This is a genomic window from Pseudomonas nicosulfuronedens (assembly GCF_005877905.1).
GTDB classification, from domain to species: domain Bacteria; phylum Pseudomonadota; class Gammaproteobacteria; order Pseudomonadales; family Pseudomonadaceae; genus Pseudomonas; species Pseudomonas nicosulfuronedens.
The window spans coordinates 60002-84070 of sequence record NZ_SWDV01000023.1 but is presented as its reverse complement, the minus strand read 5'-3'; the positions used below and the strand labels follow the sequence as shown (position 1 = coordinate 84070).

Sequence of the window (24069 nt, the reverse complement as noted above, 5' to 3'; positions counted from 1 at the left end):
GGAAGCCTCGCTATGAACAATAACAACAGCCTGCTACGTCACCTCGCCTGGCTGGCGGTGGCGATAGTCGGTGCATTTGCCTTGGGAGTCGTGGCACTACGTCGCGGCGAAGCCATCAACGCACTGTGGATCGTCGTCGCGGCGGTTGCCATCTACTTGGTCGCCTACCGCTACTACAGCCTGTTCATCGCCACCAAGGTGATGCAGCTGGATGCCAACCGAGCGACCCCCGCGGTCCTCAACAACGACGGCCTGGACTACGTCCCGACCAACAAGCACATCCTCTTCGGTCACCACTTCGCTGCCATCGCTGGCGCCGGCCCGCTGGTCGGTCCCGTACTGGCTGCGCAGATGGGCTATCTGCCCGGCACGCTCTGGCTGATTGCCGGCGTGGTGCTGGCCGGTGCCGTGCAGGATTTCATGGTGCTGTTCATCTCCAGCCGCCGCAACGGGCGTTCGCTGGGTGAGCTGGTCCGCGAGGAAATGGGGCAGGTGGCGGGGACCATCGCTCTGTTCGGCGCGTTCCTGATCATGATCATCATCCTCGCGGTGCTCGCGCTGATCGTGGTGAAGGCCCTGGCCGAAAGCCCGTGGGGCATGTTCACCGTGTTGGCGACCATCCCGATCGCGCTGTTCATGGGCGTGTACATGCGCTACATCCGCCCGGGCCGCATCGGCGAGATTTCGGTGGTAGGCATCATCCTGCTGCTGGGCTCCATCTGGCTTGGTGGCCAGATCGCCGCCAGCCCAGAGTGGGCCCCGGTGTTCACCTTCCATGGCGTGCAGATCGTCTGGATGCTGATCGCCTACGGCGCCATCGCCTCAGTCCTGCCGGTGTGGCTGCTGCTGGCGCCGCGTGACTACCTGTCGACCTTCCTCAAGATCGGCACCATCATCGCCCTGGCCATCGGCATCGTGATCGTTTCGCCGGAGCTGAAAATGCCGGCGCTGACCCAGTTCACCGACGGAACCGGCCCGGTATGGAAGGGCGGCCTGTTCCCGTTCCTGTTCATCACCATCGCCTGTGGCGCCGTCTCTGGCTTCCACGCGCTGATCTCCTCGGGCACCACGCCCAAGCTGCTCAACCGCGAGCCGGACGCCCGCTACATCGGCTACGGCGGCATGCTGATGGAGTCCTTCGTGGCCATCATGGCGATGGTCGCCGCCTCGGTCATCGAGCCGGGCATCTACTTCGCCATGAACAGCCCGCCGGCGGTCGTCGGTACCGACGTCACTGCCGTGGCCGCGACCGTCAGCAGCTGGGGCTTCACCATCACCCCGGAAGTGCTGACCCAGACCGCCAAGGACATCGGCGAGACCACCATCCTGGCCCGTGCCGGTGGTGCGCCGACCCTCGCCGTGGGCATCGCGCACATCCTCCACCAGGTGCTGCCGGGTGAGAACACCATGGCCTTCTGGTACCACTTCGCGATCCTCTTCGAAGCGCTGTTCATCCTCACCGCGGTGGACGCCGGCACCCGTGCCGGGCGCTTCATGCTGCAGGACCTGCTGGGCAATTTCGTCCCGGCGCTGAAGAAGACCGAATCCTGGACTGCCAACATCATCGGCACCGGCGGCTGCGTCGCGCTGTGGGGCTGGCTGCTGTACCAGGGCGTGGTCGATCCGCTGGGTGGCATCAACACGCTGTGGCCGCTGTTCGGCATCTCCAACCAGATGCTCGCCGGTATCGCGCTGATGCTCTCCACCGTCGTGCTGATCAAGATGAAGCGCCAGCAGTACGTCTGGGTGACCGCCCTGCCGGCCGCCTGGCTGCTGATCTGCACCACCACCGCCGGCCTGATCAAGCTGTTCGACAGCAACCCGGCTGTGGGCTTCATCGCCCTGGGCAAGAAGTACTCCGCCGGCCTGGACGCTGGTCAGATCATCGCCCCGGCCAAGGACATCGGCCAGATGCAGCACGTGATGATGAACGCCTACATCAACGCCGGCCTCACCGTGCTGTTCCTGCTGGTGGTGTTCAGCGTGCTGGTGTACGCGATCAAGGTAGGCGCCAGCGCCTGGACCAAGAAGGAGCGCACCGACAAGGAAGCTCCGTTCCAGCCGATCCCGGACGCCTGACGGAGGAGCATCATGTTCAACGACCTCAGCCGCATGGGTAAGTATCTCGGGCAGGCCGCACGCATGCTGGTCGGCATGCCCGATTACGACACCTACGTTCAGCACATGCAGAACAAGCACCCGGACAAGACTCCGATGACCTACGAGGAGTTCTTCCGCGAGCGCCAGGAGGCGCGCTACGGTGGCGGCAAGGGAAGGCCGATCCGCTGCTGTTGATCGCGCGGATGGGTGTATAACGGACGGGCCGCGAGCGATCGCGGCCCGTTTTCTTTTCCGATTGCCTGGAAGTTCCCATGACCGATTCCGCAAGCGCACCGCAGATTCCGGTGACTGTCCTCACCGGCTTCCTCGGGGCCGGCAAGACCACTCTGCTCAAGCACATCCTCAAGGCCGAGCATGGCCTGAAGATCGCCGTGATCGAGAACGAATTCAGCGAGACCCCCATCGACGCTCAATTGCTCGGCGACGAGGCCGTGCAGGTGACGACGCTGTCCAATGGCTGCGTCTGCTGCACCATCAATAGCGACCTTGAGCGCGCGCTTTACGTCCTGCTGGAGCGCCGTGACAGCGGCGAGCTGGACTTCGACCGCGTGGTGATCGAGTGCACCGGCCTGGCCGATCCGGCCCCAGTGGCGCAGACCTTCTTCGTCGACGAAACCCTGCGTGAGCGCTACCTGCTCGATGGCATCATCACCCTGGTGGACGCCGCCAACGCCGAGCGTCACTTGCAGGAGGCGATCGCCCAGGCCCAGGTCGGCTTTGGCGACCGCATCCTGGTGAGCAAGAGTGACCTGGTGTCGCCAGCTCAGTACGAGGCTCTGGCTGAACGCTTGCAGCGCATCAACCGCCGTGCCGAGATCCATGTCGTGGAACACGGCGCCATCGAACTGGAGCGCCTGCTCGATGTACGCGGCTTCAACCTCAATGCCGACGTTGGCCTGCGCCCGCTGCTGCGGCCGGTTCGCCCGGCGGCGGACACCACCGACCGCATCACCACCCTGGTGCTGCGCAGCGACCAGCCGCTGGAAATCGAACGCCTCAGCGAATTCATGGACGACCTGCTGCAATGGCACGGCAACTCGCTGCTGCGCTACAAGGGCGTGCTGAACATCGCCGGCGAGGAACGCCGCCTGGTGTTCCAGGGTGTGCTGCGGCTGTATGGGTTCGACTGGGACACCGAATGGAAGGGCAACGAACAGCGCGAGAGCGTGATCGTCTTCATCGGTGACAACCTTCCCGAAGAGGAAATCCGTCGGGGCTTCGATCGCATTACAGGCGGCCCCACCGCCTGAATGCAAAACGCCCGGCAGATGCCGGGCGTTTTGTCTGGCTCTTCGTAGGAGCGAGCTTGCTCGCGAACCAGCGCTCTCGGCTAACTCCCGTTTTCAACGCTCGCGCCGTACAGTCCTTCTCTCTGAAGGGAGAGGGGGGCCCGGTGCGGTGGCGGGCTTCGGCGTCAGCCGGGAGCTTTTGTTCGCGAGCAAGCTCGCTCCTACCAAACCCTGCCAGCGCGGCGTCAGCCACCAATCAGATGCTTGAGCGGATGGTAATCCGCCTTCAGGTTCCCCGCCGCCTTGAGAATGGCCTGTTCGATCGCATTCAGGTGCATGCAGGTCAGTTCGATGGCCGCCGCCTGGTTACCCGACTCGATGTACTCGATCAGCCGTTGGTGCTCGTTGCCGCGGCAGGTTTCGTGCTGGTCGTCGTCCAGGGTGGTGGCGTAGAGCGAGGCGCGCTCGATCAACTTGCGGAAGAAGTCCAGCAGCACCGGGTTGTTCAGCGCCGCCGCCAGCTTCAGGTGGAACTCGCCCAGCAGATGGACGAACCGTGCGTGGTCCTGGTCGTGGGTTGCCTCTTCCAGCGCTACGTGGTCGCGCAGGTCCTGGATGATCGCGCTGTCCGCGCGGCGGCAGAGTTCGCTGACGATGCCGATCTCGATCAGCCGCCGGGTTTCGAACAGCGAGCGGATCTCCTCGTCGCTGGGCAGTGACACCCATGCACCCTTGTTGAGCGCGCTGGAAACCAGCCCGTCCGCTTCCAGATGTTTCAGCGCCGCGCGCACCGAAGTGCGGCTGACCTTGAACAATTCCGCCAACGCCGCCTCGCCCAGCTTCATGCCGGGGCGCAGGGTGCGCTTGCTGATTGCCTCGTAAACCCCTTGGTAGACGCGTTCCACCGTGGACTCGGGGTGTTTCTCCGTCATGGCCGACTCCGCCTCTTGCTTGACCCGTCAAAGGATGCCGCAAAACCGTCCGTGCAAAACCAGTTGCAGAAGAAAAATACATCAGCTATTTCTAGATTGCATTCAAATATTGCATACAAAAACAAGAGGAATGCACCAAAATGAATCACTCGTCGTCAGTCGAGGTGCGTCGGGTCAGCAAGCGCTACACCGATGATCCCAACGTCGCTCCCGCCCTCAACGAGGTCTCGGTCGACATTGCCCATAACGAGTTCTTCACCCTGCTGGGGCCGTCCGGCTGCGGCAAGACCACACTGCTGCGCAGTATCGCCGGGTTCGAGAACGTCACCTCCGGCGACATCCTCGTCGGTGGCGAGCGGGTCAACGACCTGCCGCCCTACCGTCGCCGTATCAACACCGTGTTCCAGAGCTATGCGCTGTTCCCGCACATGTCGGTGAGCGAGAACATCGCCTTCGGCCTGGAGATGCAGGGCCTGGCGCGTGGCGAGATTCCCGGCCGGGTCAAGGAAATGCTCGCACTGGTGCAGATGGAACACCTGGCGCGGCGCAAGCCGGCCGAGCTGTCCGGCGGCCAGCAACAACGCGTGGCCCTGGCCCGTGCGCTGGCGCCCAAGCCTTCGGTGCTGCTGCTGGACGAACCGCTGTCCGCGCTGGACCTGAAGCTGCGCAAGGAGATGCAGGTCGAGCTCAAGCGCGTACAGGAAGAGGCGGGCATCACCTTCATCTTCGTCACCCACGACCAGGAAGAAGCGCTGACCCTGTCCGACCGCATCGCCGTGATGTCCCACGGCAACATCATGCAGATCGGCACGCCCAACGAAATCTACGAGCGCCCGACCCATCGCTTCGTCGCGCAGTTCATCGGTGACATCAACTTCCTCCCCGGGCAGATGCGCCAGGGCGGCTTCCATCCCAATGCCATGGCGGCGGAAATCCCCTGCGAGCTGCCGGCGGGCCTGAGCAGCGCCAGCGTGCAACTGGCCTTCCGCCCGGAGCGCTCGAAGCTGGTCGACCCCTCGCAACCGCATCACCTGCGCGCGGTGATCGAGACGGTGATGTACGTCGGCACCGCCACGCTGTATCGCTGCCGCCTGCCCGATGCCTCGCAGATCACCCTGCGCGAGAGCAACGAGGGCGGCCGCGCCCGTGACGTCGGCGAGGCCGTGGCGGTGCACCTGCCGCCCCAGGCCTGCCTGCTGATGGAGGCCTGAGCATGAAGGAGTCGCCCACTACCCGACGCCTGTTGCTGCTCAGCCCGGTAGCGCTGACGCTGCTCGGGCTGATCGCCATCCCGCTGGCGATCATGGGTTACATCAGTCTGCTGCCGCGCAACCTCTATGGCGGTGTCGACTGGCACGCCGACTGGCAGATCCAGAGCTACGTGCAGCTGTTCTTCCAGGAAGACTTCGACGGCAACCTGGAGCTCAACTGGGTCTACGCCCAGGCGCTGCTGCGCTCGCTGTTCCAGGCCGGCGGCACCACGCTGCTGTGCTTCCTCTTCGGCTTCCCGGTGGCACTGTGGATGACCAGCCTGAGCGAGCGCTCGCGCAACCTCATGGTGCTGCTGATCACCATCCCGTTCTGGACCAACCTGCTGATCCGCAACTACGCCTGGCTGATCATCCTGCGCGAGCACGGCTGGATCGCCCAGACGGTCAATGCGCTGTTCCCCCAGGCCGGCGGCATCACCTTGCTCTACAACGACTTCGCGGTCTGCGTCGGCCTGGTCTACAGCTTCCTGCCGTTCATGATCCTGCCGATCTACTCGACCCTGGAGAAGCTTGACTGGCGCCTGGTCGAGGCCGCCTACGACCTCGGCGCCAACCGCTGGAAGGCGTTGCGTCGGGTGATCCTGCCGCTGTCCATGCCTGGCGTGATCGCCGGCTCCCTGCTGGTGTTCGTGCCGAGCCTGGGCGCCTTCATTACCCCCGCCATCCTCGGCGGCGGCAAGACCCTGATGATCGGCAACCTGATCCAGCAACAGTTCGGCACTGCGCGTAACTGGCCGCTGGGCGGCTCGCTGTCGTTCCTGCTGCTGGCGATCATGCTGCTCGCGCTGATCGCGTTCGCCCTGTATAGCCGCCGCGCCGCCAAGGCCGTCCATCTGGGAGGAGCCAACGCATGATCGCCCAGCACCTGAAGAAACTCCCCGGCACCCGCGAGACCAGCCTGCTGGTGCTGGCGTACCTGTACCTGCCGATCTTCGTGTTGATCGCCTACAGCTTCAACGCCAACCGTTCGGCCACGGTGTGGACCGAATTCTCCTTTGCCTGGTACGGCAAGATCGTCGCCAACCCGTCGATCCAGGCAGCAGCCTTCAACTCGCTGGTGGTCGCCGGCTTCGCCACCGTGCTGTCCACGGCGATCGCCCTGGCGGCGGCACTGGCGACCTCGCGGCCGTTCTACGGACGGCGGCTGGTGGAGGGCGGCATCAACCTGCCGCTGATCCTGCCGGAGATCGTCATCGCTGTGGCCACGCTGCTGCTGTTCATGTCGCTGGGCATCAAGCTCGGCTTGCTGACGGTGATCGTCGCCCACGTCGGCTTCTGCATTCCGTTCGCCTACCTGCCGATCCGTGCGCGACTGAACGATCTGGACAAGAGCCTGCTGGAAGCCGCCGGCGATTTGTACGCCAGCCCTTACCAGGTGTTCCGCCGCGTGACCCTGCCGCTGCTGTGGCCGGCGGTGCTTTCCGGCGCAGTGCTGGCGTTCGTGGTCAGCCTCGACGATTTCATCATGACCTTCTTCGTTGCAGGCCCCGGCTCGACGACGCTGCCGGTCTACATCTTCTCGGCCATCAAGGCCGGGGTAACGCCCGAGATCAACGCCATCTCGACGCTCATGCTGGTGATTTCCATCGTCCTCGTGGTGCTGTCGTACTGGCTCGGCCAGCGCGGCAAACCGGACGCCTGACTGCCCAGTTTTCGCCTTTGGATCTTTCGCTTTTGGACCCTTTGTTTCGGACTTTTTGTCTCTGGAGAAAGCCATGAAGTTGAATGCCCTGCGTCACGGCCTTGCCGGTTTGTCCCTCGCCCTGCTGGCCGCCGGCAGCGCCCAGGCCGAGGAGCCCAAGCAGTTGTTCTTCTACAACTGGACCGATTACTACCCGGTGGAGCTGCTGGCCAAGTTCGAGAAGGAGACCGGCATCAAGGTCACCATGGATGGCTACGACAGCAACGAAACCCTGCTGGCAAAACTGCAGGCCGGCGGCGCCGCGTACGACGTGATCGTGCCGTCGCACTCGATCATGCAGACGCTGATCAAGCAGGACCTGCTGCGGGAAATCGACACGCCCACGCTGTCGAACTTCCAGTACGTCAAACCGGCCTTCCGCGATCCGGCCTTCGATCCGGGGCGCAAGTATTCGGCTCCCTACCTGTGGGGCACCACGGGCTTCTCCTACGACAGCGCACGGGTGCCGGGTGGCAAGCTGGACGATTCCTGGAAGGAGTTCTTCGAGCCGCGTCCCGAGTTGCAGGGGCAGGTCGCCGCGCTGGATACCCCAAGCAGCCTGATCAACGCCGCCGCGCATTACCTGAACGTCGACGAGTGCACCGAGAACCCGCAGGACGCCAAGAAGATTCTCGAACTGCTGCAGAAGCAGAAGCCCTTCCTGAAGATGTACAGCTCGGACAACACCGTGGACCGCATGGCCTCCGGCGAAGTGGTGCTGATGCAGAACTGGAACGGCTCCACCGCTCGCGCCACCCTGCAGAAGAGCACCATCAAGTATGTCTACCCGCGCGAAGGCGTGGCCTCCTTCCAGGACAACTTCGCCGTGCCGAAAAGCGCTCCGCACCCGGAGAACGCCAAGGTCTTCATCAACTGGATGATGAAGCCCGAGAACGCCGCTGCGGTGACCAACGCCATCGCCTATTCCAATGGCATCCAGACCGACCAGTTGCTCGACGCCAAGTGGAAGGTCATGGACGCCATCAACATGCCCGAGGAGTACGCACAGCGGCTGCGCCTGGAAAAGGAATGCAGCAACAAGTCCCGCGAGCTGCAGGACCGCATCTGGTCCAAGCTCAAGGGCTGATTCTTCACCCGAAGCTCATGCTCGTTATTCGCTCTTCGTAGGATGGGTGGATCGCAGCGATACCCATGCGGCCGGCAAACGATGGGTATCGCAGGCTCCACCCATCCTACAAAGCAGCACCGATCCAATTTTCTGTTCCGAGGTCCCCATGACCGACAGCTACTGGCTGCGCAACATCCGCCCGCTCGGCAGCGCGGCGGAAGATTTCCTGATCCACAATGGCCGCATCGCCGAGCGCCGCCCGGCCAGTGGCGCTGCCATCGAAGCGGACGACATTGACGGTGCCGGCCAGCTCCTGCTGCCGCCGCTGGTAGAGAGTCACTGCCACCTGGACAAGACCCTGTGGGGCCAACCCTGGCGCCCCAACAGTGCCGGTCCCACGCTCAAGGATTACATCGCCAACGAGCGCCGTGTGCTGCGCGAGATCGAAGCTCCGATTGCCGAACGTGCCGGCGCGTTGCTGGAGCAGTGCATCGCCCGTGGCTCGTTGACCTTCCGCTGCCACGTGGACATCGACCCCGAGCTGGGCCTGCGCCATGTGGTCGCGATGCAGGCGCTGCGCGAGCGCTACGCCGATCTGATCGACATGCAGTTCGTGGTCTTCCCGCAGACCGGCCTGGTCAGCCGCCCCGGCACCGCCGAGCTGATGCGCGAGGCGATGGCGCTGGGCGTGGAAAACGTCGGCGGCCTCGACCCCTGTGGCATCGACGACGATCCCATCGCCCAGCTGGATATCGTCTTCGGCCTCGCCGTGGAGTTCGGCCGTGGCGTCGATATCCACCTGCACGACAAGGGTGAGCTGGGCCTCTGGCAGATCGCCCGCATCGCCGATTACACCGAGCGCCACGGCCTGCAGGGCAAGGTGATGATCAGCCACGCCTACTGCCTGGGTATGGCGCCCTGGGAGCAGGTCGAGCCGCTGGCCGAACGACTCTCCGAACTGGGCATTTCCCTGATGAGCTCCGCCCCGGCCGATACCCCGGTGCCGCCGTTCCTCGCCCTGCGCGAAGCCGGCGTGAACCTCTGCCTGGGCAGCGACGGCATCCGCGATGCCTGGTCACCCATGGGCAATGGCGACATGCTCGAGCGTGCCATGCTGCTGGCCTTCCGCTTCGACCTGTGCAAGGACGACGACCTTGCCGCCGCCTTCGCCGCTGCCACTGCTAACGGCGCTCGCGCGCTGGGCCGGGAGCCGGCGCGTATCGAGGCCGGTGCGCCAGCGGACTTTCTCCTGCTGCCGGTCGAAACCCTCGGCGAGGCCGTGGTCGCGCGCCCGGCCCAGCGCCAGGTGTTCAAGGCCGGCAAGCTGATCGCCGAGCAGGGCCGTCTTGTGGAGTCGCGTCTGTGAGCAAGCCCCGCATTGGCCTGAAAGCCAGTTTCGTGGTTGGCTTCGACGGCAGGCAGCACGTGCTCTGGCGCCACGGCGAAGTGGTGTTCGAGGGAGGGGAAATTCTCTTCGTCGGACGTGGCTTTCCCGGTAACGTCAGCCAATGGATCGATTACGGTCACGCGCTGATCGGCCCAGGTTTCATCGACCTCGATGCCCTCGGCGATCTTGATTCCACGGTGCTCACCCTGGATAACGGCGCCGAATGGAACATGGGCCGCGTCTGGTCCGAGGACTATCTGCGCGCTGGCCCGGGCGAGTGCTACAGCCCGGACGAGGAGCTGTTCAAGTACCGCTACGCCTTCACCCAGCTGATCCGCAACGGCATCACCACTGCCATGCCGATCACCTCCATGTACTACCGGCGCTGGGCCGAGCACTACGACGAAATTGCCGGGGTAGCCGAGCTGTCCGGCGAGCTGGGCCTGCGTACCTATCTGGGTCCCTGCTACATGAGCGGGATGACCTACGCCCGCGCTGACGGCAGCGCCGCGCAGCACTGGGACGAAGCCGCCGGCCTTGCCGGGCTGACGCAGGCCGAACGCTTCTTCCGCGACTTCGATGGCACGCAAGGCGGCCTGGTGCACGGCGCGCTGCTGCCGGATCGCATCGAGACCTGCACCCCCGCGTTGCTGGAGCGCACCGCCGCCGTGCAGCGTGAACTGAACGCGCCGCTGCGCCTGCACTGCTGTCAGTCGCGCTACGAAGTGGAGCTGGTGCGTCGCCTGCACGACACGTCCTCGCTGCAGTGGCTCGACCGCTACGGCCTGCTCAATCCGCGCAGCGTGCTGCCCCACGGCATCCTGCACAGCGGTGAGCACGAGCTGCAGCGCCTCGCCGACACTGGCACGAGCCTGGTGCATTGCCCCGTGGTGTTCGCCCGCGAAGGGGATGCGCTGGACTCCTTTGGTGGCTACCGTGCGCGGGGCATCAACCTTGCCATGGGCACCGATACCTTCCCGGCGGACATGCTCGACAACCTGCGCCAGGGCCTGAACATCGCGCGGGTGAAGGAAGGCGATGCCGAACACACGCGCATGCTCGATCTGTACAACGCTGCCACCCTCGGCGGCGCCCAGGCGCTGGGCCGCGATGACCTTGGCCGCCTCGCCATCGGCGCCCGCGCGGACATCACGGTGTTCCGCCTCGGAGACTTCCATCAGGGCCCGTTCTTCGACCCGCTGAAGAACCTGTTCACCGCCGGCCGCGGCGACGACTGTATCGCCAGCTTTATCGACGGCCGCAGCGTGATGCAGGACGGCCAGGTGATCGGCGTCGATTACGCCGACCTGCAGCGCCGTGCCGACGCACTGTTCCAGAAACAGATGCAGCACCACGCCGAGCGTGCATTCGGCAACCCACCGTGGCGCACACTGTTCCGTTCCGCGATTCCCTTTGCCGATTCGTACAGCGCCGGCGCACCACTGCTCGACGCGCGCACACCAAAGGCCCCGTGAAGGATCACCCCATGCTCAGCTTCGACTTCCAGCAGCTCTCCGCCCGCGAAAAATACAAGATCCTCATCGGCAGCGTGGTGCCCCGGCCCATCGCCCTGGTCACTACCATCGACGCCGAGGGGCGCGCCAACGCGGCGCCCTTCAGCTTCTTCAACGCCCTCTCGGCCGACCCGCCGATCCTCGCCCTGGGCGTGGAGAACTACAGCGACCTGAGCCCGAAGGACACCACGCTGAACATCCGGCAGAACCAGGAGTTCACCGTGAACATCGTCTCCGATGCGCTGGTGGAAGCCATGAACGTCTGCGCCGTACCCTTCGAGCCGGGCTTCGACGAACTGGTCGCCGCCGGCCTCACCGCCATCCCCGGCACCCGCGTCGGCTGCCCGCGCATCGGCGAGGCGCCGGTGGCGCTGGAGTGCCGACGGATGATGGCGCTGTCCATCGGCCAGTCGCGGGAGATCATCCTCGGTGAAGTGCTGATGGCCCATGTGCGCGACGACCTGATCGATCCTGCGACGCTCTACATCGACCAGCTCGGCCTCGATGCCATCGGCCGCATGGGCGGGCATGGCTATGCGCGTACACGGGAGTATTTCGACCTGCCGACACGTTCGCTCAAGCAATGGATGGAGGCTCCCGGCGCAGGTCAGCGTCTCTGGCCTGAAACCGAAGAGCTCGCCTGAACCCTTCTAGGAGCGAGCTTGCTCGCGAACCCGCCCAACGCCGAATTTCCCGGTGAATCCATTCGCGAGCAAGCTCGCTCCTACACAAAACGTTCTGCAGAAATGCAAACGCCCGGCATCCTTGCCGGGCGTTTGCATTTCACTCCAACACTTACTGCTGATGCAGCTTCCACGCGTCCCCGTGGGGCGCGGTGCCCTTGTCGTAGGGGCGGAACAGGGTCATGTAGGCCAGGCCCAGCAGGATCACGATGCCACCCACCAGGATGATCCCGTAGTTCAGGTACCAGGGAGCATCCGGCGTGCGCGGCCAGGACATGTTGATGATCGCCAGAACTCCGTAGGTCAGCGCCAGGATGTTCACGAGCCAGCCCCAGTTGCCCAGCGTGAAGGCGCCGCTCGGCTTCCAGCCGCGCAGGCGGGCGAAGAGTGCACCGCCGACGATCATCTGGAACGACAGGTAGATGCCGATGGCGGCGAAGCTCACCACCATGGCGATGGCGTTCTGCAGGTAGAAGCCGGCGCAGACGATCACGCTGGGGATCACGCCGCAAGCGATCAGCGCGGCGACCGGTACGTGGGTGTTGGGCGACAGGCGCTTGAGCAGGCCGCTGCCCATCACCATCTCGTCGCGCGCGTAGGAGTACAGCAGGCGGCTGGCGGCGGCCTGCAGGCTGAGCACGCAGGAAACGAACGAGACAATGATCACCGCCATCACCAGGCGCGCGCCGGTCACGCCGAAGGCGTTGTCGAGGATGGTGGTCATCGGGTCCTTGTCGGCGCCGGAGATCACTGCGGCCATGTCCGGTACCGCGAGGATCAGCGCCAGGGCGGCGAAGATGGCTGCGCCGCCGCCGATCCAGATGGTCATGCGCATGGCCTTCGGAATACGGCGGCTGGGGTTCGGGGTTTCCTCGGCGACGTCACCGCAGGCCTCGAAGCCGTAGTAGAGGAACATCCCCGCCAGCGAGGCGGTGAGGAAGGCCGGCCAGTAGCTACCGTCGATGCGGATGTCGAAGGTGTTGAACAGCACCGAGAACGGCTGATGACGTTCGAAGATCAGCAGGTAGGTGCCGATCACCAGCGCGCCGAGTAGTTCGCAGATGAAGCCGAACATTGCCACGCGGGCCAGCAGCTTGGTGCCGGACAGGTTGAGTAGGGTAGCGATCACCGTCAGCGCCAGGGCCACCAGGGTATTGGTCACCGGCGTCGATTCGAAGCCGAGCAGCGTGGCGATGTACGGCCCTGCGCCAAGAGCCACGGCGGCGATGGTCACGCACAGCGACACCGAGTAGATCCAGCCGACCATCCAGGCCCAGCGCTTGCCCACCAGGCGTCGCGCCCAGGGATACACACCGCCGGAGATGGGGAACTGCGAGACGACCTCGCAGAAGATCAGGCACACCAGCATCTGCCCGATGCCCACCAGCAGGTAGGACCAGAACATCGGCGGGCCGCCGGCGGCCAGGCACAGGCCGAACAGGGTGTATACGCCGACCACCGGCGAGAGGTAGGTAAAGCCCAGGGCGAAGTTCTGCCATAGGGTCATGCTGCGTTCGAAATTGGAGGTGTAGCCCAGCGCGCGGAGTTGCTCCGCGTCGCGGTCCAGGGCGGCGCCTGGCTGGATCGAGCTGTTCATCGTGGATGTCCTGTTTGAGGTTTTCGCGTCGGCAGCCAATCGGGTGCAACGGAAAGCGTTGTTGTTATTGTTCGGCGCGCGGTTCGACCCGCGCGCCGTCTTGCTCCAAACCTCTCGTGTTCCGGATCGCGTTACAGCTTGATCCAGGTCGCCTTCAGCTCGGTGTACTTGTCGAAGGCGTGCAGCGACTTGTCACGACCGTTGCCCGACTGCTTGAAGCCGCCGAAGGGCGCGGTCATGTCGCCGCCGTCGTACATGTTCACCCACACACTGCCGGCGCGCAGGGCGCGGGCGGTGAGGTGGGCCTTGGAGATGTCGCGGGTCCAGACCGCCGCGGCCAGTCCGTACGGGGTGTCGTTGGCGATGCGGATGGCTTCTTCGGCGTCCTCGAACTCGATGACCGAGAGCACCGGGCCGAAGATTTCCTCACGGGCGATCTTCATCGCGTTGCTCACGCCATCGAACAGGGTCGGCTCGACGTAGGTGCCGCCGGTTTCCTCCAGCACCCGCTTGCCGCCGGTGAGGATCTTCGCGCCTTCGTCCTGGCCGGCCTGGATGTAGCCCAGTACCTGCTCCAGCTGGCGGCCGTCGACCAGGGCGCCGACGTTGGTGTCCGGGTCCAGCGGGTGGCCGGCTTTCCAGCCTTTCAGGGCTTCGACCACCAGCGGCAGGAACTTCGCCTTGATCGACTTCTGCACCAGCAGGCGTGAACCGGCGGTGCACACTTCGCCCTGGTTGAAGGCGATGGCTGCAGCAGCAGCTTCGGCGGCGGCCTGCAGGTCCGGGGCGTCCTCGAAGACGATGTTCGGGCTCTTGCCACCGGCTTCCAGCCAGACGCGCTTCATGTTCGATTCACCGGCGTAGACCATCAGCTGCTTGGCGATCTTGGTGGAGCCGGTGAACACCGCGGTATCGACGTCCATGTGCAGCGCCAGAGCCTTTCCGACGGTGTGGCCGTAGCCGGGCAGCACGTTCAGCACGCCAGCGGGCAGGCCGGCCTCGATGGCCAGCTGGGCGATACGGATAGCGGTCAGCGGCGAGCGCTCGGACGGCTTGAGGATCACCGAGTTGCCGGTGGCCAGGGCCGGGCCGAGTTTCCACGCGGCCATCATCAGCGGGAAGTTCCACGGTACGATGGCGGCGACCACGCCCACCGGTTCGCGGGTGACCAGGCCGAGCTGGTCATGGGAAGTAGCAGCGACTTCGTCGTAGACCTTGTCGATGGCCTCGCCACTCCAGCGCAGCGAATCGGCGGCGCCCGGCAGGTCGACGTTCAGTGAGTCGCCGATGGGCTTGCCCATGTCCAGGGTTTCCAGCAGCGCCAACTCCTCGGCGTGCTCCTCCAGCAGGGCGGCGAAGCGGATCATCACGGCCTTGCGGGTGGCCGGCGCTTCACGCGACCAGATGCCGGAGTCGAAGGTGGCGCGGGCGCTCTGTACGGCGCGCTCGGCATCGGCGGCATCGCAGCTGGCGACCTTGGCCAACAGGCGGCCGTCCACCGGGCTGATGCAGTCGAATGTTTCGCCGGAGGCGGAGGCAAGGTACTCACCCTGGATGAAGGCGCGGCCCTCGATCTGCAGGGTCTTGGCGCGGGCTTCCCATTCGGCGCGGGTTGGCTGGCTCATGCGTATCGCTCCTCGTTCTTGCTGTTGTGGGCGGAGACGGCCTGCGGACCGTCGCTGGCAAATACATTTGAAACCATATCTTATGTTTTTGCGGTTGCCAATACAGGTCGAAAAATGAGCGTTGGAAAGGAGTTTTCGTGCGAAATACCCTTGCTGAAAGTCCGGAAAGCGATTTAAAAATATGGAGACATAGTTTTGCGCGGAGCTGCAGCCGGGCTTGCCGGTAGACTTCGCCATGCACTCCAGAACAGGAACATTTCGCGCAGGAAGCGTCCGCGCCCCTCGCCTTGCCGCCTATGAACGAATTCAGGAAAGTCCGCCCCGCCAGCTTCATGCGCCTGCGCCAGGAAGGGCGCACCGAAGAAGTCGCGCGCCGGCTGGTGGAAATGGTCGACCTCGGCCTCTACGCCGAAGGCGAGCAACTGCCCAGTGAGAGTGAGCTGGCGATGCAGTTCGGCGTCGCCACCGTGACCCTGCGCGACGCGTTGGCGGAGCTGCGCGAACGTGGGGTGATCGAGACACGCCGCGGTCGCAACGGCGGCAGTTTTGTTTGCTCGCCGCAGCACACGTCCGAGGACGCCCTGCTGGGGCAACTGCGCCAGATGAGTGCGCTGGAACTGCGCGACCTGGGCGATGAGCATGTCGCCATCGCCGGTGCTGCCGCGCGCTTGGCGGCGCAGCGTTCCACCTCCGATGAGCAGGCGCGCATCGCGCAGTACCTCGATGCCCTGGCGAGCGCCACTACCCGGCAGGAGCAGCGCCGCGCCGATGCGCGTTTCCACATCGAGATTGCCGTGGCCGCGCAGTCCGTGCGCCTGACCCATGCGGAAACCCGGCTGCAGGCGGAAATCGGCGAATGGCTATGGCTGCCCGTGGACGGATTCCCTGGGGCGGCTGCCATCGAGATGGAGCATCGGGCCATTCTCGAAGCGATCAGCGCCGGCGACTCGAACCTGGCCGGCGCGCTGGCCGAAGCCCACGTCACGCGCGGCATCAAGCGGCTGATCAACCTGCGCCTGAGCCTGCTCGCCGACGACGGCTGACTGGCACAGCGCTTGCTGCTTTCACGGCGCGGCCGAGCGGGCGCACAGACTGACTCATCGATCCGACTTTGCGAGCCTCTCTGGCGCGCCCTTGAGCAAGAACAACGACAAGAACAGCGAGGCCCCGGTCATGTCCAGCGAACAACCCACGGATGAACTCCAGCGTTGTGCACAGCGCATCGACGCTTCCATCCGTAACGTTTTCCAGCGTCTCGACGAGTTGGCGGGCGAAGTCGTAGCGATCTGGCGCACGCTGGCGGAGGAGGGCAAGCGCCCGTCCTCTAAGGACCTCGGCGCACTACGCCCGCGCATCCAGCACGACCTCACCGATGACGGCACGCGCCTGCACGGCACCGGCGTGGTGATCGAGCCGGGCGAACTGGCCGACCAGGACATGTATCTGGAGTGGTGGTACCACGGCCGCGGTGACAAGGTCGTGCCCATGAGCCTGAACTTCAACCGGCGCAGCGAAAGCTTCTACAACTACCTCAACATGCCCTGGTTCTCCCGCCCGCGCGCCAGTGGGCAGCCCTCGGTGGTTGGGCCCTTCGTCGACCTCTACGGTACCGACCTGTACATCCTCGCCTTCTCCGTGCCGATCCAGGTGGACGGCCGCTTCATCGGCGTTGCCGCCGCGGACATTGCTCTGCACGAGTTCGAAAGCGTGCTGTTGGGCAGCCTGATGCAGATGGGGCACGAGGCCCTGGTGGTCAATGGAGAAGGGCGTGTTGTCGCAGCCAATACTGCCAACTGGTTCACCGGTGACCTCGCCCGACGCACGCTGGGGCGGGATGCGCAGGGGCGTGAACAGGAGCTGGCGGCGTCGTTCTCGCACTGGTCAGTCATCGAACGACCGCTGAACCGACGCCTGGCCGGCGCTGCCTGAGGCTGCCAAACGCCGCGTAAACGGCTAGGCTAGGGCGGTTCCCTCATCGACGGATACCGCCATGAGCCAGTCGCTCGACACCCTCACCGACTTTGAACCCCTGAGTGCAACGGATGCCCGCGTTCTCGGGTGCCTGATCGAAAAGCAGCTCACCACGCCTGAAGCCTACCCGCTGACCCTCAACGCCCTGGTCACCGCCTGCAACCAGAAGACCAGCCGCGACCCGGTGATGAACCTCACGCCCGGGCAGGTCGGTCAGTCCCTGCGCCACCTCGAAGGCCGCGAGATGACCCGCCTGGTCATGGGCAGCCGTGCCGACCGCTGGGAACAGCGGTTGGACAAGGCACTGGAGCTGGTGAAACCGCAGGTCATTTTGCTCGGCCTGCTGTTCCTGCGCGGCCCACAGACCCTCAACGAACTGCTCACCCGCAGCCAGCGCATGCACGACTTCGACGATACCGAGGAAGTCCGCCACCAGCTCGAGCGCCTCGCCGGCCGCGGCATGGCCTTGCAGCTGGAGCGTCTCAGCGGCCAGCGTGAAGACCGCTACATGCACCTGCTGGGCACCGATGAAGACCGCGAGGCTGCCATTGCCGCCAGCGGTAGCCGTGCTTCCGGCGAGCGCAGCGACAGCGGCGGTCATGACGAAGGCCGTCTGGTCGAACTGGAAGGCCGTATTGCGGCTCTCGAGGAGCGCCTCGCGTTGTTGGAGATGGGCATTCCCCGAGACTGATTCGGAAGATTCCCCCGACAGGCCGACCAAGGTCGGTCTGTCAGCGCGCTAATCCAGCGTTAACATTTGATCCCGATAGTCAGGCTTGACCCCGCTTTACCCCGGAGTACCCCATGAGTCGCAAACCCTCCCAGGCCCAGCTGACCGCCGTGCTCAGCCAGCTCACGGAAACCGACTTCAAATCCATCAGCGATCTTGCCGGCCCCCGCGAAGCCAACCTGTTCGCCATCCGCGAACTGTTCCGCCAGGGGGTAATCAAGGGTGTGCTGATCGACGATCCCTTCGGCGCCGCGGACGAGGACGGTCCATTGCTGTGCAACGCCGAACGCCTGCGCCTGCGCAAACCTTGCGTGGAAGTGGTGGCGGAAGAGCAGGCCGAACCGCTGATGCCGCGGCTGGGCTTCCTGACGCTCTAGGCAAATCGCGGGCAAGAAAAAAGGCGCTGGGCTTGAGGCTCAGCGCCTTTTTCTTTGGATTTGGTGGAGCCGGGGGGATTTGAACCCCCGTCCGCCAGTTCTCCGCTGTCGGTTCTACATGCTTAGCCATCTCTATTAGGTTAACTCCTTGCGGCCCGAGTGGCAGGGCGCTTGGAGCGAGCTGTATGAGTTTTAGCCGTTACGTCTACAGCGAACTTGGCGGCGATCCTGTTCTATATGACAGACCTAATCTTCGGGTTTACAGGCATCCCCTAGGGTCTGCTAGCGGCACTTAGGCTGCTAGGGCGTAGTTGTCGTCGTTGGCAACTATAAAGTTGTGGCAGCTGATTTACGAGAACTGTCACCTACTCGGCATGCCCCTCGAGTTTTGTTACCGGCGTCGAATCCTAATCGGCCCCAAAACCTTTCAAGGTCGGGATTCATTCTACGGGAAAGCCGCCCCGATAGCCACCCGGGGCGGCGCAAGGTGTTGTCAGCTCAGGAATTTCAGCACGGCTTCGGCCACGGCCTCGGAGGACGCGGGGTTCTGTCCGGTGATCAGGCCGCGATCCACCTCGACGTGGCTCTGCCAGTCCGGACCCTTGCTGTAACGGGCTCCGTTGGCCTTGAGCATGTCCTGGACGAGGAAGGGCACCACGTCGGTGAGGCCCACGGCGTCCTCCTCGCTGTTGGAGAAGCCGGTGACGTGTCGGCCCTGCACCAGCGGGCGGCCGTCGAGCCCGTGGGGATGGCGGAACACGGCTGGAGCATGGCAGACGGCGGAGACGGGTTTGCCGCTGGAATGGAAGGCCTCGATCAGCGCCACCGAGGTGCGGTCCTCGGCCAGGTCCCAGAGCGGGCCGTGGCCGCCGGGGTAGAACACGGCGTCGAAGTCGTCTGCCTTCACCTCGCTGAGCTTCACGGTGTTGGCCAACTCGGCCTGGGCTGCGCTGTCCTGGCGGAAGCGCAGGGTAGCCGGGGTCTGTGCGCCTTCCTCGTCGCTCTTGGGGTCGAGCGGTGGCTGGCCGCCCTTGGGCGAGGCCAGGGTCAGGCTGGCGCCGGCATCCTTGAACACGTAGTAGGGCGCGGCGAACTCCTCGAGCCAGAAGCCGGTTTTCTTGCCGGTGCTGCCGAGCTGGTCGTGGGAGGTCAGGACTACCAGGATTTTCATGCTCACTCCTTCGGCGTATCGCTAGTCATGCGGCTGCCGCCGAAACGGCAGCCCGGACTGTCAGTGTAGGCAATGAGCCGTCCGCGTCAGCGCGACAGGGTGATACCCAGATAGGCGGCGTACAGCACGCCGTTGAGCATCAGTACCCAGATTGGCAGGCCGCCGCCGCGCTGGGCGTTGATGCGCAGCCAGAGCGCAGCCCCGAGGGTGACCAGCACGCCGGTGAGCACTTCGATGCGCGGCTGCCAGGGGGTAAGCAGGATACCGATGGCGGGCAGCAGGGTGCCCTGGAACACCATCGCGCCGCTGATGTTGCCGAAGGCCAGGGTGTCCTTGCCACGGCGCACCCAGAGGATGCTGTTGATCTTCTCCGGCAGTTCGGTGGCGATGGGGATGATCAGCAGCGACAGAAGCAGTGCTGAAATCCCCAGGATGTGCGACAGGCCTTCCACACCATGGATGAAGCCCTTGGCGCCCAGCACCAGCAGCACCAGGCCCAGCAGCAGTTGCAGCAGGATGGTGGCGAGGTTGGTCGGCAGGCCCATGCGTGACAGGTACATGCGATGGTCGGCCTCGGTGCCGTGGCCGTCTTCCACCAGGCTCTGCGAAGCGCGGAGGGTCAGCGTGATGTAGCCCACGTAGGTCAGTACCAGCAGCACGCTGAGGGCGACGCGCACGGAGTGCAGTTCAGCAGGCACGAACATGGCGATGGTGGCGAAGCTGAAGGCGACCAGGAAGAAGTTCAGGTCGCGCTGCATGCCCGTGCGCTCGGGGCGGATGCGTCCGAACAGGCCACGAGCGCGCCAGGCGGCGAGCGCCATCAGGCAGGTGGACAGGGTGGAGAGCATCAGCGGTGCGCCGAGGATGGCGCCGACGCCGACTTCTTCGTTGAGATTGACATTGCTGGTGCCGGCGAACAGCGCCAGCAGTGGGATCAGGGTCTCCGGCAGGGCAGTGCCGATGGCGGCGAACAGCGAACCGGTGACGCCTTCGGAGATGCCGAGGCGCTCGCCGAAGTGTTCCAGCGCGTTGGTGAAGAGTTCGGCGGCGATCAGGATCACCAGCAGCATGCCGAGCAGTTCGAGAATGAAGGTCAGCATGCGCGCAGCTCCAGACGGGTGGAGCGAAGAGTGGGGTGGTGCATCACGGTGAAGCTCCCGGCCGGTGTAAGTACCCATGACCACGCATCTCCCCGGCCGTTGCGGAGATCGCGTGGTCAAAGGTCTTGCCAGGCAAAGCTGCTGACGACGCCATGGCCTGCGGGCCAAGTGTGTTGACGTCGCCCCCGTTCGTCGAACGGTCGGCTACTCCCCAATGACGCCGCGCATTCTAGCGGATCGGGCGAGCAGCTCAACCCATGCGTCACCAGGTATCGATCAGCGGACGTTTTTTCCCCTGGCGTGCTGCGGGCTTCGGCGTCGATGCCAGGCCGCGCAGCAACCAGCGGCGGGTGTCGGCCGGGTCGATGACGTCGTCGATCTCCAGATAGCTCGCCATGTTCAGTCCCTTGCCGTTGCGGTAGGCCGCAGCGACCAGCTTGTCGAACAGCTTCTGTCGCTCTAGCGGGTCTTCGATTGCGGCCAGCTCCTTGGCATAGCCGAGGCGGATTGCCCCTTCCAGTCCCATGGCGCCGAACTCGCCGCTGGGCCAGGCGATGGTGAACAGCGCCGAGTGGAAGCTACCAGCGGCCATGGCTTGGGCGCCGAGGCCGTAGCCCTTGCGCAGGACCACGGTGAAGAATGGAACGGTGAGACTGGCGGCGGTGACGAACATGCGCGAGACGTGGCGCACGGTGCCGGTCTTCTCCGCTTCCGGGCCGACCATGAAGCCGGGGGTGTCGCACAGGGAAATGATCGGCAGGTCGAAGGCGTCGCACAGTTGCATGAAGCGAGCGGCCTTGTCGCCGGCCTCGGCATCGATGGCACCACCCAGGTGCATGGGGTTGTTGGCGATCAGCCCGAAGGGCTTGCCTTCGATGCGCACCAGCGCGGTGATCATCCCGGCGGCGAAGTGTCGGCGCAGTTCCAGCACCGATCCGCTGTCGGCCAACTGTTCGATGACCTGACGGATGTCGTAGACGCGCAGGCGGTTCTCCGGCACCGCGTGGCGCAGCAAGCGCTGGTCAGCGCATTCCCAATCAGCGGTGTCGCCCTGGAAATAGGCGAGGTATTGGCGCGCCGTCCGAGTGGCCTCGGCCTCGTCTTCCACCAGTACGTCGATTACGCCGTTGGAGCTCTGTACGTCGCTGGGGCCGACTTCCTCGGGGGCGAACTTGCCCAGGCCGCCGCCCTCGATCATCGCCGGGCCAGCCATCCCTAGGCTGGTATCGCGGGTGGCGATGATCACGTCGCAGCAGCCCAGCAGCGCGGCGTTGCCGGCAAAGCAGCGACCGGAGACCACGCCCACCAGCGGCACCAGTCCGGAGAGTCGCGCCAGGCCGACGAAGCTCATGTTGTCCAGCCCCGCCACGCCGACGAAATCGGTGTCGCCCGGACGCCCGCCGCCACCTTCCGCGTAGAGCACCAGTGGGATGCGCCATTGCTCGGCGAGGTGCAGCATGCGGTCGGTCTTCTTGTGGTTCATCACGCCCTGGGTGCCGGCGAACACCGTGTAGTCGTAGGCCAGCACCAGGCAGCGGGCCTTCTCGTCGCCGAACTGCGCGGCGTTGATGCTGCCCAGGCCGCTGACCATACCGTCGGCAGGGCTGCTGGCGATCAGTTCCTCGACGCTGCGGCGACGACGCTGGGCGGCGATGGCCAGGGCGCCGTATTCGATGAAGCTGCCGTCATCGAGCAGGTCGGTGAGGTTTTCGCGAGTGGTGCGCTTGCCGATCCTGTGGCGCTTGGCGACAGCCTCCGGGCGGCGCTCGTCGAGACCGATGGCGTGACGCTCGAGGACTTCGGCCAGGTCGGCGCGGATCGCGCCCAGGTCGATGGCGTCGTTGCTTTCAGGGCCCTGCGCTTCTATGTCCATCGGTTCGACGAACAGCAGCGCATCGGCTTCGCCGAGGCTATCACCGGGTGTGGCGGCGAGGCTGTGGACGATGCCGCCGGCACTGGCCTTGACCTCGAATTCCATCTTCATCGCCTCGACGACGGCGATGGTCTGGCCCTGGGCGACGGCGTCGCCAGTGGAGACGTTCAGGCTGACCAGCACGCCCGCGCTGGGCGTAGCGAGTGGGACGCAACCAGCCGGCGCTTCGCTGGCACGCTGGGCTTGCGCGGATACGCCAGCGTGGCTGAAGAAGCGATGCGGGTGCGCGTGCTCCTGTGCGCCCAGCAGTGTGGCCAGGTGTTCTTCGATATAGCGGGTGGTGACCTGGTTGTCGGCCACTGCGCTCTGGCGCAGTAGATTGAGCAGCAGCGGTATGTTGCTCGCCACGCCTTCCAGACGGAATTCGCAGAGCGCCCGGTAGGCGCGCTGCACCAGCTGTGGATAACCGCCGTTGCCGTGGACGATCAGCTTGGCCAGCAGCGAGTCGTAGCCGGCGCTGTTGCGGTAACCGGCGTAGCCGTAGCCATCCACGCGCAGGCCGGGGCCGCTGGGCGGCTCGTAGGCGCTCAGGGTGCCGCAGGCGAGGTGGGGCGTGCCGTCGCTGGCGAGGCTTTCCAGGTTGATCCGCAGTTGCAGGGCGTGGCCGCGCGGCGCGGGAATCTCGGCCTGGGTCAGGTTCAGCTCGGCGAGGCTGGCGCCGGCGGCGATGCGCAGTTGTGCCTGGACCAGGTCGATGCCGGTCACCGCTTCGGTGATGGTGTGTTCCACCTGCAGGCGCGGGTTGGCTTCCATGAACACGAAGTCGCCGCTGTCCTCGTCCAGCAGGAACTCGAAGGTGCCCAGGCCACGGTAGTCCACGGCTTCGGCCAACCGCACCGCGGCAGCGAGGATGGCGCCCCGCAGGCGCGGGTGCAGGTTGGGGCTGGGGGCGATCTCCAGCAGTTTCTGGTTGCGCCGCTGCAGGGTGCAGTCGCGTTCCCACAGGTGGCTGACGACACGACCGTCGCCGATCACCTGCACCTCGATGTGACGGGCGCACTGGATCAGGCGCTCGACATAGAGCCGATCATCGCCGAACGCCGCGCGGGCTTCGGCCTGGCAGCGGGCATAGGCGTCAGCGATTTCATCGGCGCGGTGTACCGCACGCATGCCACGTCCGCCGCCGCCGGCGAGGGCCTTGATCATCATGCCGGCGCCGGCGGGCAGTTCGCGGAAGAAGCGTTCGGCATCTTCCAATGATGTGGCGCTGTTGCTTCCGGCTGCGAGGGCTACACCGTGATCACGGGCGAGGTCGCGTGCACGGGCTTTGTTACCGAAGAGATCGAGCACTTCCGCCGAGGGGCCGACGAAGGTAAGCCCGGCGGCTTCGCAGCGGCGAGCGAAATCGGCGCTCTCGGAAAGGAAGCCATAGCCTGGATGCACCGAGTCGCAGCCGTGGGCCAGGGCGATGTCGATGATCTGCTGTTGGTCCAGGTAGGCGCTGGCGCCGCGCCCTTTCAGGGCTGCGGCCTGGTCGGTCCGGCGCGTGTGCAGCGAGGCGGCATCGTCCTCGGCGAAGATCGCCAGCGTCTGGATACCCAGCTCGGCAGCGGCGCGGGCAATGCGGATGGCGATCTCGCCACGGTTGGCGATGAGCAGGCGGGTGACGGGCATGGCGATTCCGGTTGTGATTCTTGTGGTCGGGAATCGCACCATCTTAGGCGGGTGGGGAGAGCGG

Annotated in this window: 20 protein-coding genes, 1 other RNA gene and 1 riboswitch; of the genes, 14 read left to right on the top strand and 7 right to left on the bottom strand. The window is 65.1% G+C overall.

The genetic code is table 11. From position 1 onward, the window contains the following. The first annotated feature begins 12 nt into the window (after positions 1–12). From FAS41_RS17910 to yjiA, 3 genes are all read left to right on the top strand, one after another. A complete protein-coding gene (locus FAS41_RS17910; RefSeq protein ID WP_138524572.1) occupies positions 13–2079 on the top strand; it encodes a carbon starvation CstA family protein in 2067 nt (688 codons plus the stop codon). A gap of 12 nt (positions 2080–2091) precedes the next feature. Next, positions 2092–2295, top strand: coding sequence for a YbdD/YjiX family protein (locus tag FAS41_RS17905; protein WP_015478970.1), 204 nt, complete (start codon positions 2092–2094; stop codon positions 2293–2295). A gap of 77 nt (positions 2296–2372) precedes the next feature. Next, positions 2373–3371, top strand: a complete 999-nt coding sequence (gene yjiA, locus FAS41_RS17900; RefSeq protein ID WP_138524570.1) for a GTPase — start codon at positions 2373–2375, stop codon at positions 3369–3371. 224 nt (positions 3372–3595) lie between these two features. On the opposite strand, the gene FAS41_RS17895 is transcribed toward yjiA, so the two are convergent. Continuing rightward, positions 3596–4282 carry a GntR family transcriptional regulator gene (locus FAS41_RS17895; RefSeq protein WP_088416334.1) on the bottom strand — a complete coding sequence of 229 codons (687 nt, stop codon included), beginning with the start codon at positions 4280–4282 and terminating at the stop codon, positions 3596–3598. Between the two features lie 140 nt (positions 4283–4422). Between FAS41_RS17895 and FAS41_RS17890 the strand changes: the two genes are divergently transcribed. The 7 genes from FAS41_RS17890 (at position 4423) to FAS41_RS17860 (ending at position 11848) form a co-directional block, all read left to right on the top strand. Then, the gene (locus tag FAS41_RS17890) at positions 4423–5493 is read left to right on the top strand and encodes an ABC transporter ATP-binding protein (protein WP_017516843.1); all 1071 of its coding nucleotides are present in this window, start codon (positions 4423–4425) and stop codon (positions 5491–5493) included. 2 nt (positions 5494–5495) lie between these two features. Next, positions 5496–6407, top strand: coding sequence for an ABC transporter permease (locus FAS41_RS17885; protein ID WP_171049504.1), 912 nt, complete (start codon positions 5496–5498; stop codon positions 6405–6407). Continuing rightward, positions 6404–7195 carry an ABC transporter permease gene (locus tag FAS41_RS17880; protein WP_038803366.1) on the top strand — a complete coding sequence of 264 codons (792 nt, stop codon included), beginning with the start codon at positions 6404–6406 and terminating at the stop codon, positions 7193–7195. The genes FAS41_RS17885 and FAS41_RS17880 overlap by 4 nt, the downstream gene beginning before the upstream one ends. Before the next feature lie 73 nt (positions 7196–7268). After that, the gene (locus FAS41_RS17875) at positions 7269–8321 is read left to right on the top strand and encodes an extracellular solute-binding protein (RefSeq protein WP_138524568.1); all 1053 of its coding nucleotides are present in this window, start codon (positions 7269–7271) and stop codon (positions 8319–8321) included. A 148-nt stretch (positions 8322–8469) separates the two neighbouring features. Further along, entirely contained in the window at positions 8470–9669 is a 1200-nt protein-coding gene (locus FAS41_RS17870; RefSeq protein WP_138524566.1) for an amidohydrolase family protein, read from the top strand. Next, positions 9666–11165 (top strand): amidohydrolase family protein, encoded by a 1500-nt coding sequence (locus FAS41_RS17865; protein WP_138524564.1) that lies wholly within the window; start codon positions 9666–9668, stop codon positions 11163–11165. Before FAS41_RS17870 ends, FAS41_RS17865 begins: the two co-directional genes overlap by 4 nt. 11 nt (positions 11166–11176) lie before the next feature. Further along, a complete protein-coding gene (locus FAS41_RS17860) occupies positions 11177–11848 on the top strand; it encodes a flavin reductase family protein (protein WP_138524562.1) in 672 nt (223 codons plus the stop codon). Positions 11849–11999: 151 nt separating this feature from the next. On the opposite strand, the gene FAS41_RS17855 is transcribed toward FAS41_RS17860, so the two are convergent. Further along, positions 12000–13484 carry an APC family permease gene (locus tag FAS41_RS17855; protein WP_138524560.1) on the bottom strand — a complete coding sequence of 495 codons (1485 nt, stop codon included), beginning with the start codon at positions 13482–13484 and terminating at the stop codon, positions 12000–12002. Between the two features lie 131 nt (positions 13485–13615). Further along, positions 13616–15109 carry an aldehyde dehydrogenase gene (locus tag FAS41_RS17850; protein ID WP_138524558.1) on the bottom strand — a complete coding sequence of 498 codons (1494 nt, stop codon included), beginning with the start codon at positions 15107–15109 and terminating at the stop codon, positions 13616–13618. A gap of 296 nt (positions 15110–15405) precedes the next feature. Between FAS41_RS17850 and FAS41_RS17845 the strand changes: the two genes are divergently transcribed. The 4 genes from FAS41_RS17845 to FAS41_RS17830 all read left to right on the top strand — a co-directional run bounded on the left by FAS41_RS17845 (position 15406) and on the right by FAS41_RS17830 (position 18187). Next, complete coding sequence (locus FAS41_RS17845) at positions 15406–16152, top strand: FadR/GntR family transcriptional regulator (protein ID WP_246084892.1); 747 nt, start codon at positions 15406–15408, stop codon at positions 16150–16152. Positions 16153–16243: 91 nt separating this feature from the next. Continuing rightward, complete coding sequence (locus tag FAS41_RS17840; RefSeq protein WP_246084891.1) at positions 16244–17038, top strand: cache domain-containing protein; 795 nt, start codon at positions 16244–16246, stop codon at positions 17036–17038. A gap of 61 nt (positions 17039–17099) precedes the next feature. Next, positions 17100–17771 carry a YceH family protein gene (locus tag FAS41_RS17835; RefSeq protein WP_138524556.1) on the top strand — a complete coding sequence of 224 codons (672 nt, stop codon included), beginning with the start codon at positions 17100–17102 and terminating at the stop codon, positions 17769–17771. A gap of 113 nt (positions 17772–17884) precedes the next feature. Further along, positions 17885–18187: a hypothetical protein gene (locus FAS41_RS17830; RefSeq protein WP_138524554.1), complete on the top strand. Its 303-nt coding sequence runs from the start codon at positions 17885–17887 to the stop codon at positions 18185–18187. Positions 18188–18248: 61 nt separating this feature from the next. On the opposite strand, the gene ssrA is transcribed toward FAS41_RS17830, so the two are convergent. From ssrA to FAS41_RS17810, 4 genes are all read right to left on the bottom strand, one after another. Continuing rightward, positions 18249–18606, bottom strand: a transfer-messenger RNA (tmRNA) gene (ssrA, locus tag FAS41_RS17825). A gap of 74 nt (positions 18607–18680) precedes the next feature. Then, positions 18681–19358, bottom strand: coding sequence for a type 1 glutamine amidotransferase domain-containing protein (locus FAS41_RS17820; RefSeq protein ID WP_138524552.1), 678 nt, complete (start codon positions 19356–19358; stop codon positions 18681–18683). A gap of 86 nt (positions 19359–19444) precedes the next feature. Beyond that, positions 19445–20458, bottom strand: a complete 1014-nt coding sequence (locus FAS41_RS17815) for a sodium:calcium antiporter (RefSeq protein ID WP_138524550.1) — start codon at positions 20456–20458, stop codon at positions 19445–19447. A 56-nt stretch (positions 20459–20514) separates the two neighbouring features. Further along, positions 20515–20683, bottom strand: a riboswitch (yybP-ykoY riboswitch). A 37-nt stretch (positions 20684–20720) separates the two neighbouring features. Further along, a complete protein-coding gene (locus FAS41_RS17810) occupies positions 20721–24005 on the bottom strand; it encodes an acetyl-CoA carboxylase family protein (protein WP_138524548.1) in 3285 nt (1094 codons plus the stop codon). Between the last annotated feature and the right edge of the window lie 64 nt (positions 24006–24069).

What these genes read in the sequence shown, in the direction of transcription:
- FAS41_RS17810 (WP_138524548.1), bottom strand. Translation starts at nt 24,005, where the DNA reads ATGCCCGTCACCCGCCTGCTCATCGCCAACCGTGGCGAGATCGCCATC.
- FAS41_RS17820 (WP_138524552.1), bottom strand. Translation starts at nt 19,358, where the DNA reads ATGAAAATCCTGGTAGTCCTGACCTCCCACGACCAGCTCGGCAGCACC.
- FAS41_RS17885 (WP_171049504.1), top strand. Translation starts at nt 5,496, where the DNA reads ATGAAGGAGTCGCCCACTACCCGACGCCTGTTGCTGCTCAGCCCGGTA.
- FAS41_RS17845 (WP_246084892.1), top strand. Translation starts at nt 15,406, where the DNA reads ATGAACGAATTCAGGAAAGTCCGCCCCGCCAGCTTCATGCGCCTGCGC.
- FAS41_RS17910 (WP_138524572.1), top strand. Translation starts at nt 13, where the DNA reads ATGAACAATAACAACAGCCTGCTACGTCACCTCGCCTGGCTGGCGGTG.
- FAS41_RS17905 (WP_015478970.1), top strand. Translation starts at nt 2,092, where the DNA reads ATGTTCAACGACCTCAGCCGCATGGGTAAGTATCTCGGGCAGGCCGCA.
- FAS41_RS17850 (WP_138524558.1), bottom strand. Translation starts at nt 15,109, where the DNA reads ATGAGCCAGCCAACCCGCGCCGAATGGGAAGCCCGCGCCAAGACCCTG.
- FAS41_RS17870 (WP_138524566.1), top strand. Translation starts at nt 8,470, where the DNA reads ATGACCGACAGCTACTGGCTGCGCAACATCCGCCCGCTCGGCAGCGCG.
- FAS41_RS17860 (WP_138524562.1), top strand. Translation starts at nt 11,177, where the DNA reads ATGCTCAGCTTCGACTTCCAGCAGCTCTCCGCCCGCGAAAAATACAAG.
- FAS41_RS17855 (WP_138524560.1), bottom strand. Translation starts at nt 13,484, where the DNA reads ATGAACAGCTCGATCCAGCCAGGCGCCGCCCTGGACCGCGACGCGGAG.
- FAS41_RS17835 (WP_138524556.1), top strand. Translation starts at nt 17,100, where the DNA reads ATGAGCCAGTCGCTCGACACCCTCACCGACTTTGAACCCCTGAGTGCA.
- yjiA (WP_138524570.1), top strand. Translation starts at nt 2,373, where the DNA reads ATGACCGATTCCGCAAGCGCACCGCAGATTCCGGTGACTGTCCTCACC.
- FAS41_RS17830 (WP_138524554.1), top strand. Translation starts at nt 17,885, where the DNA reads ATGAGTCGCAAACCCTCCCAGGCCCAGCTGACCGCCGTGCTCAGCCAG.
- FAS41_RS17895 (WP_088416334.1), bottom strand. Translation starts at nt 4,282, where the DNA reads ATGACGGAGAAACACCCCGAGTCCACGGTGGAACGCGTCTACCAAGGG.
- FAS41_RS17890 (WP_017516843.1), top strand. Translation starts at nt 4,423, where the DNA reads ATGAATCACTCGTCGTCAGTCGAGGTGCGTCGGGTCAGCAAGCGCTAC.
- FAS41_RS17815 (WP_138524550.1), bottom strand. Translation starts at nt 20,458, where the DNA reads ATGCTGACCTTCATTCTCGAACTGCTCGGCATGCTGCTGGTGATCCTG.
- FAS41_RS17880 (WP_038803366.1), top strand. Translation starts at nt 6,404, where the DNA reads ATGATCGCCCAGCACCTGAAGAAACTCCCCGGCACCCGCGAGACCAGC.
- FAS41_RS17875 (WP_138524568.1), top strand. Translation starts at nt 7,269, where the DNA reads ATGAAGTTGAATGCCCTGCGTCACGGCCTTGCCGGTTTGTCCCTCGCC.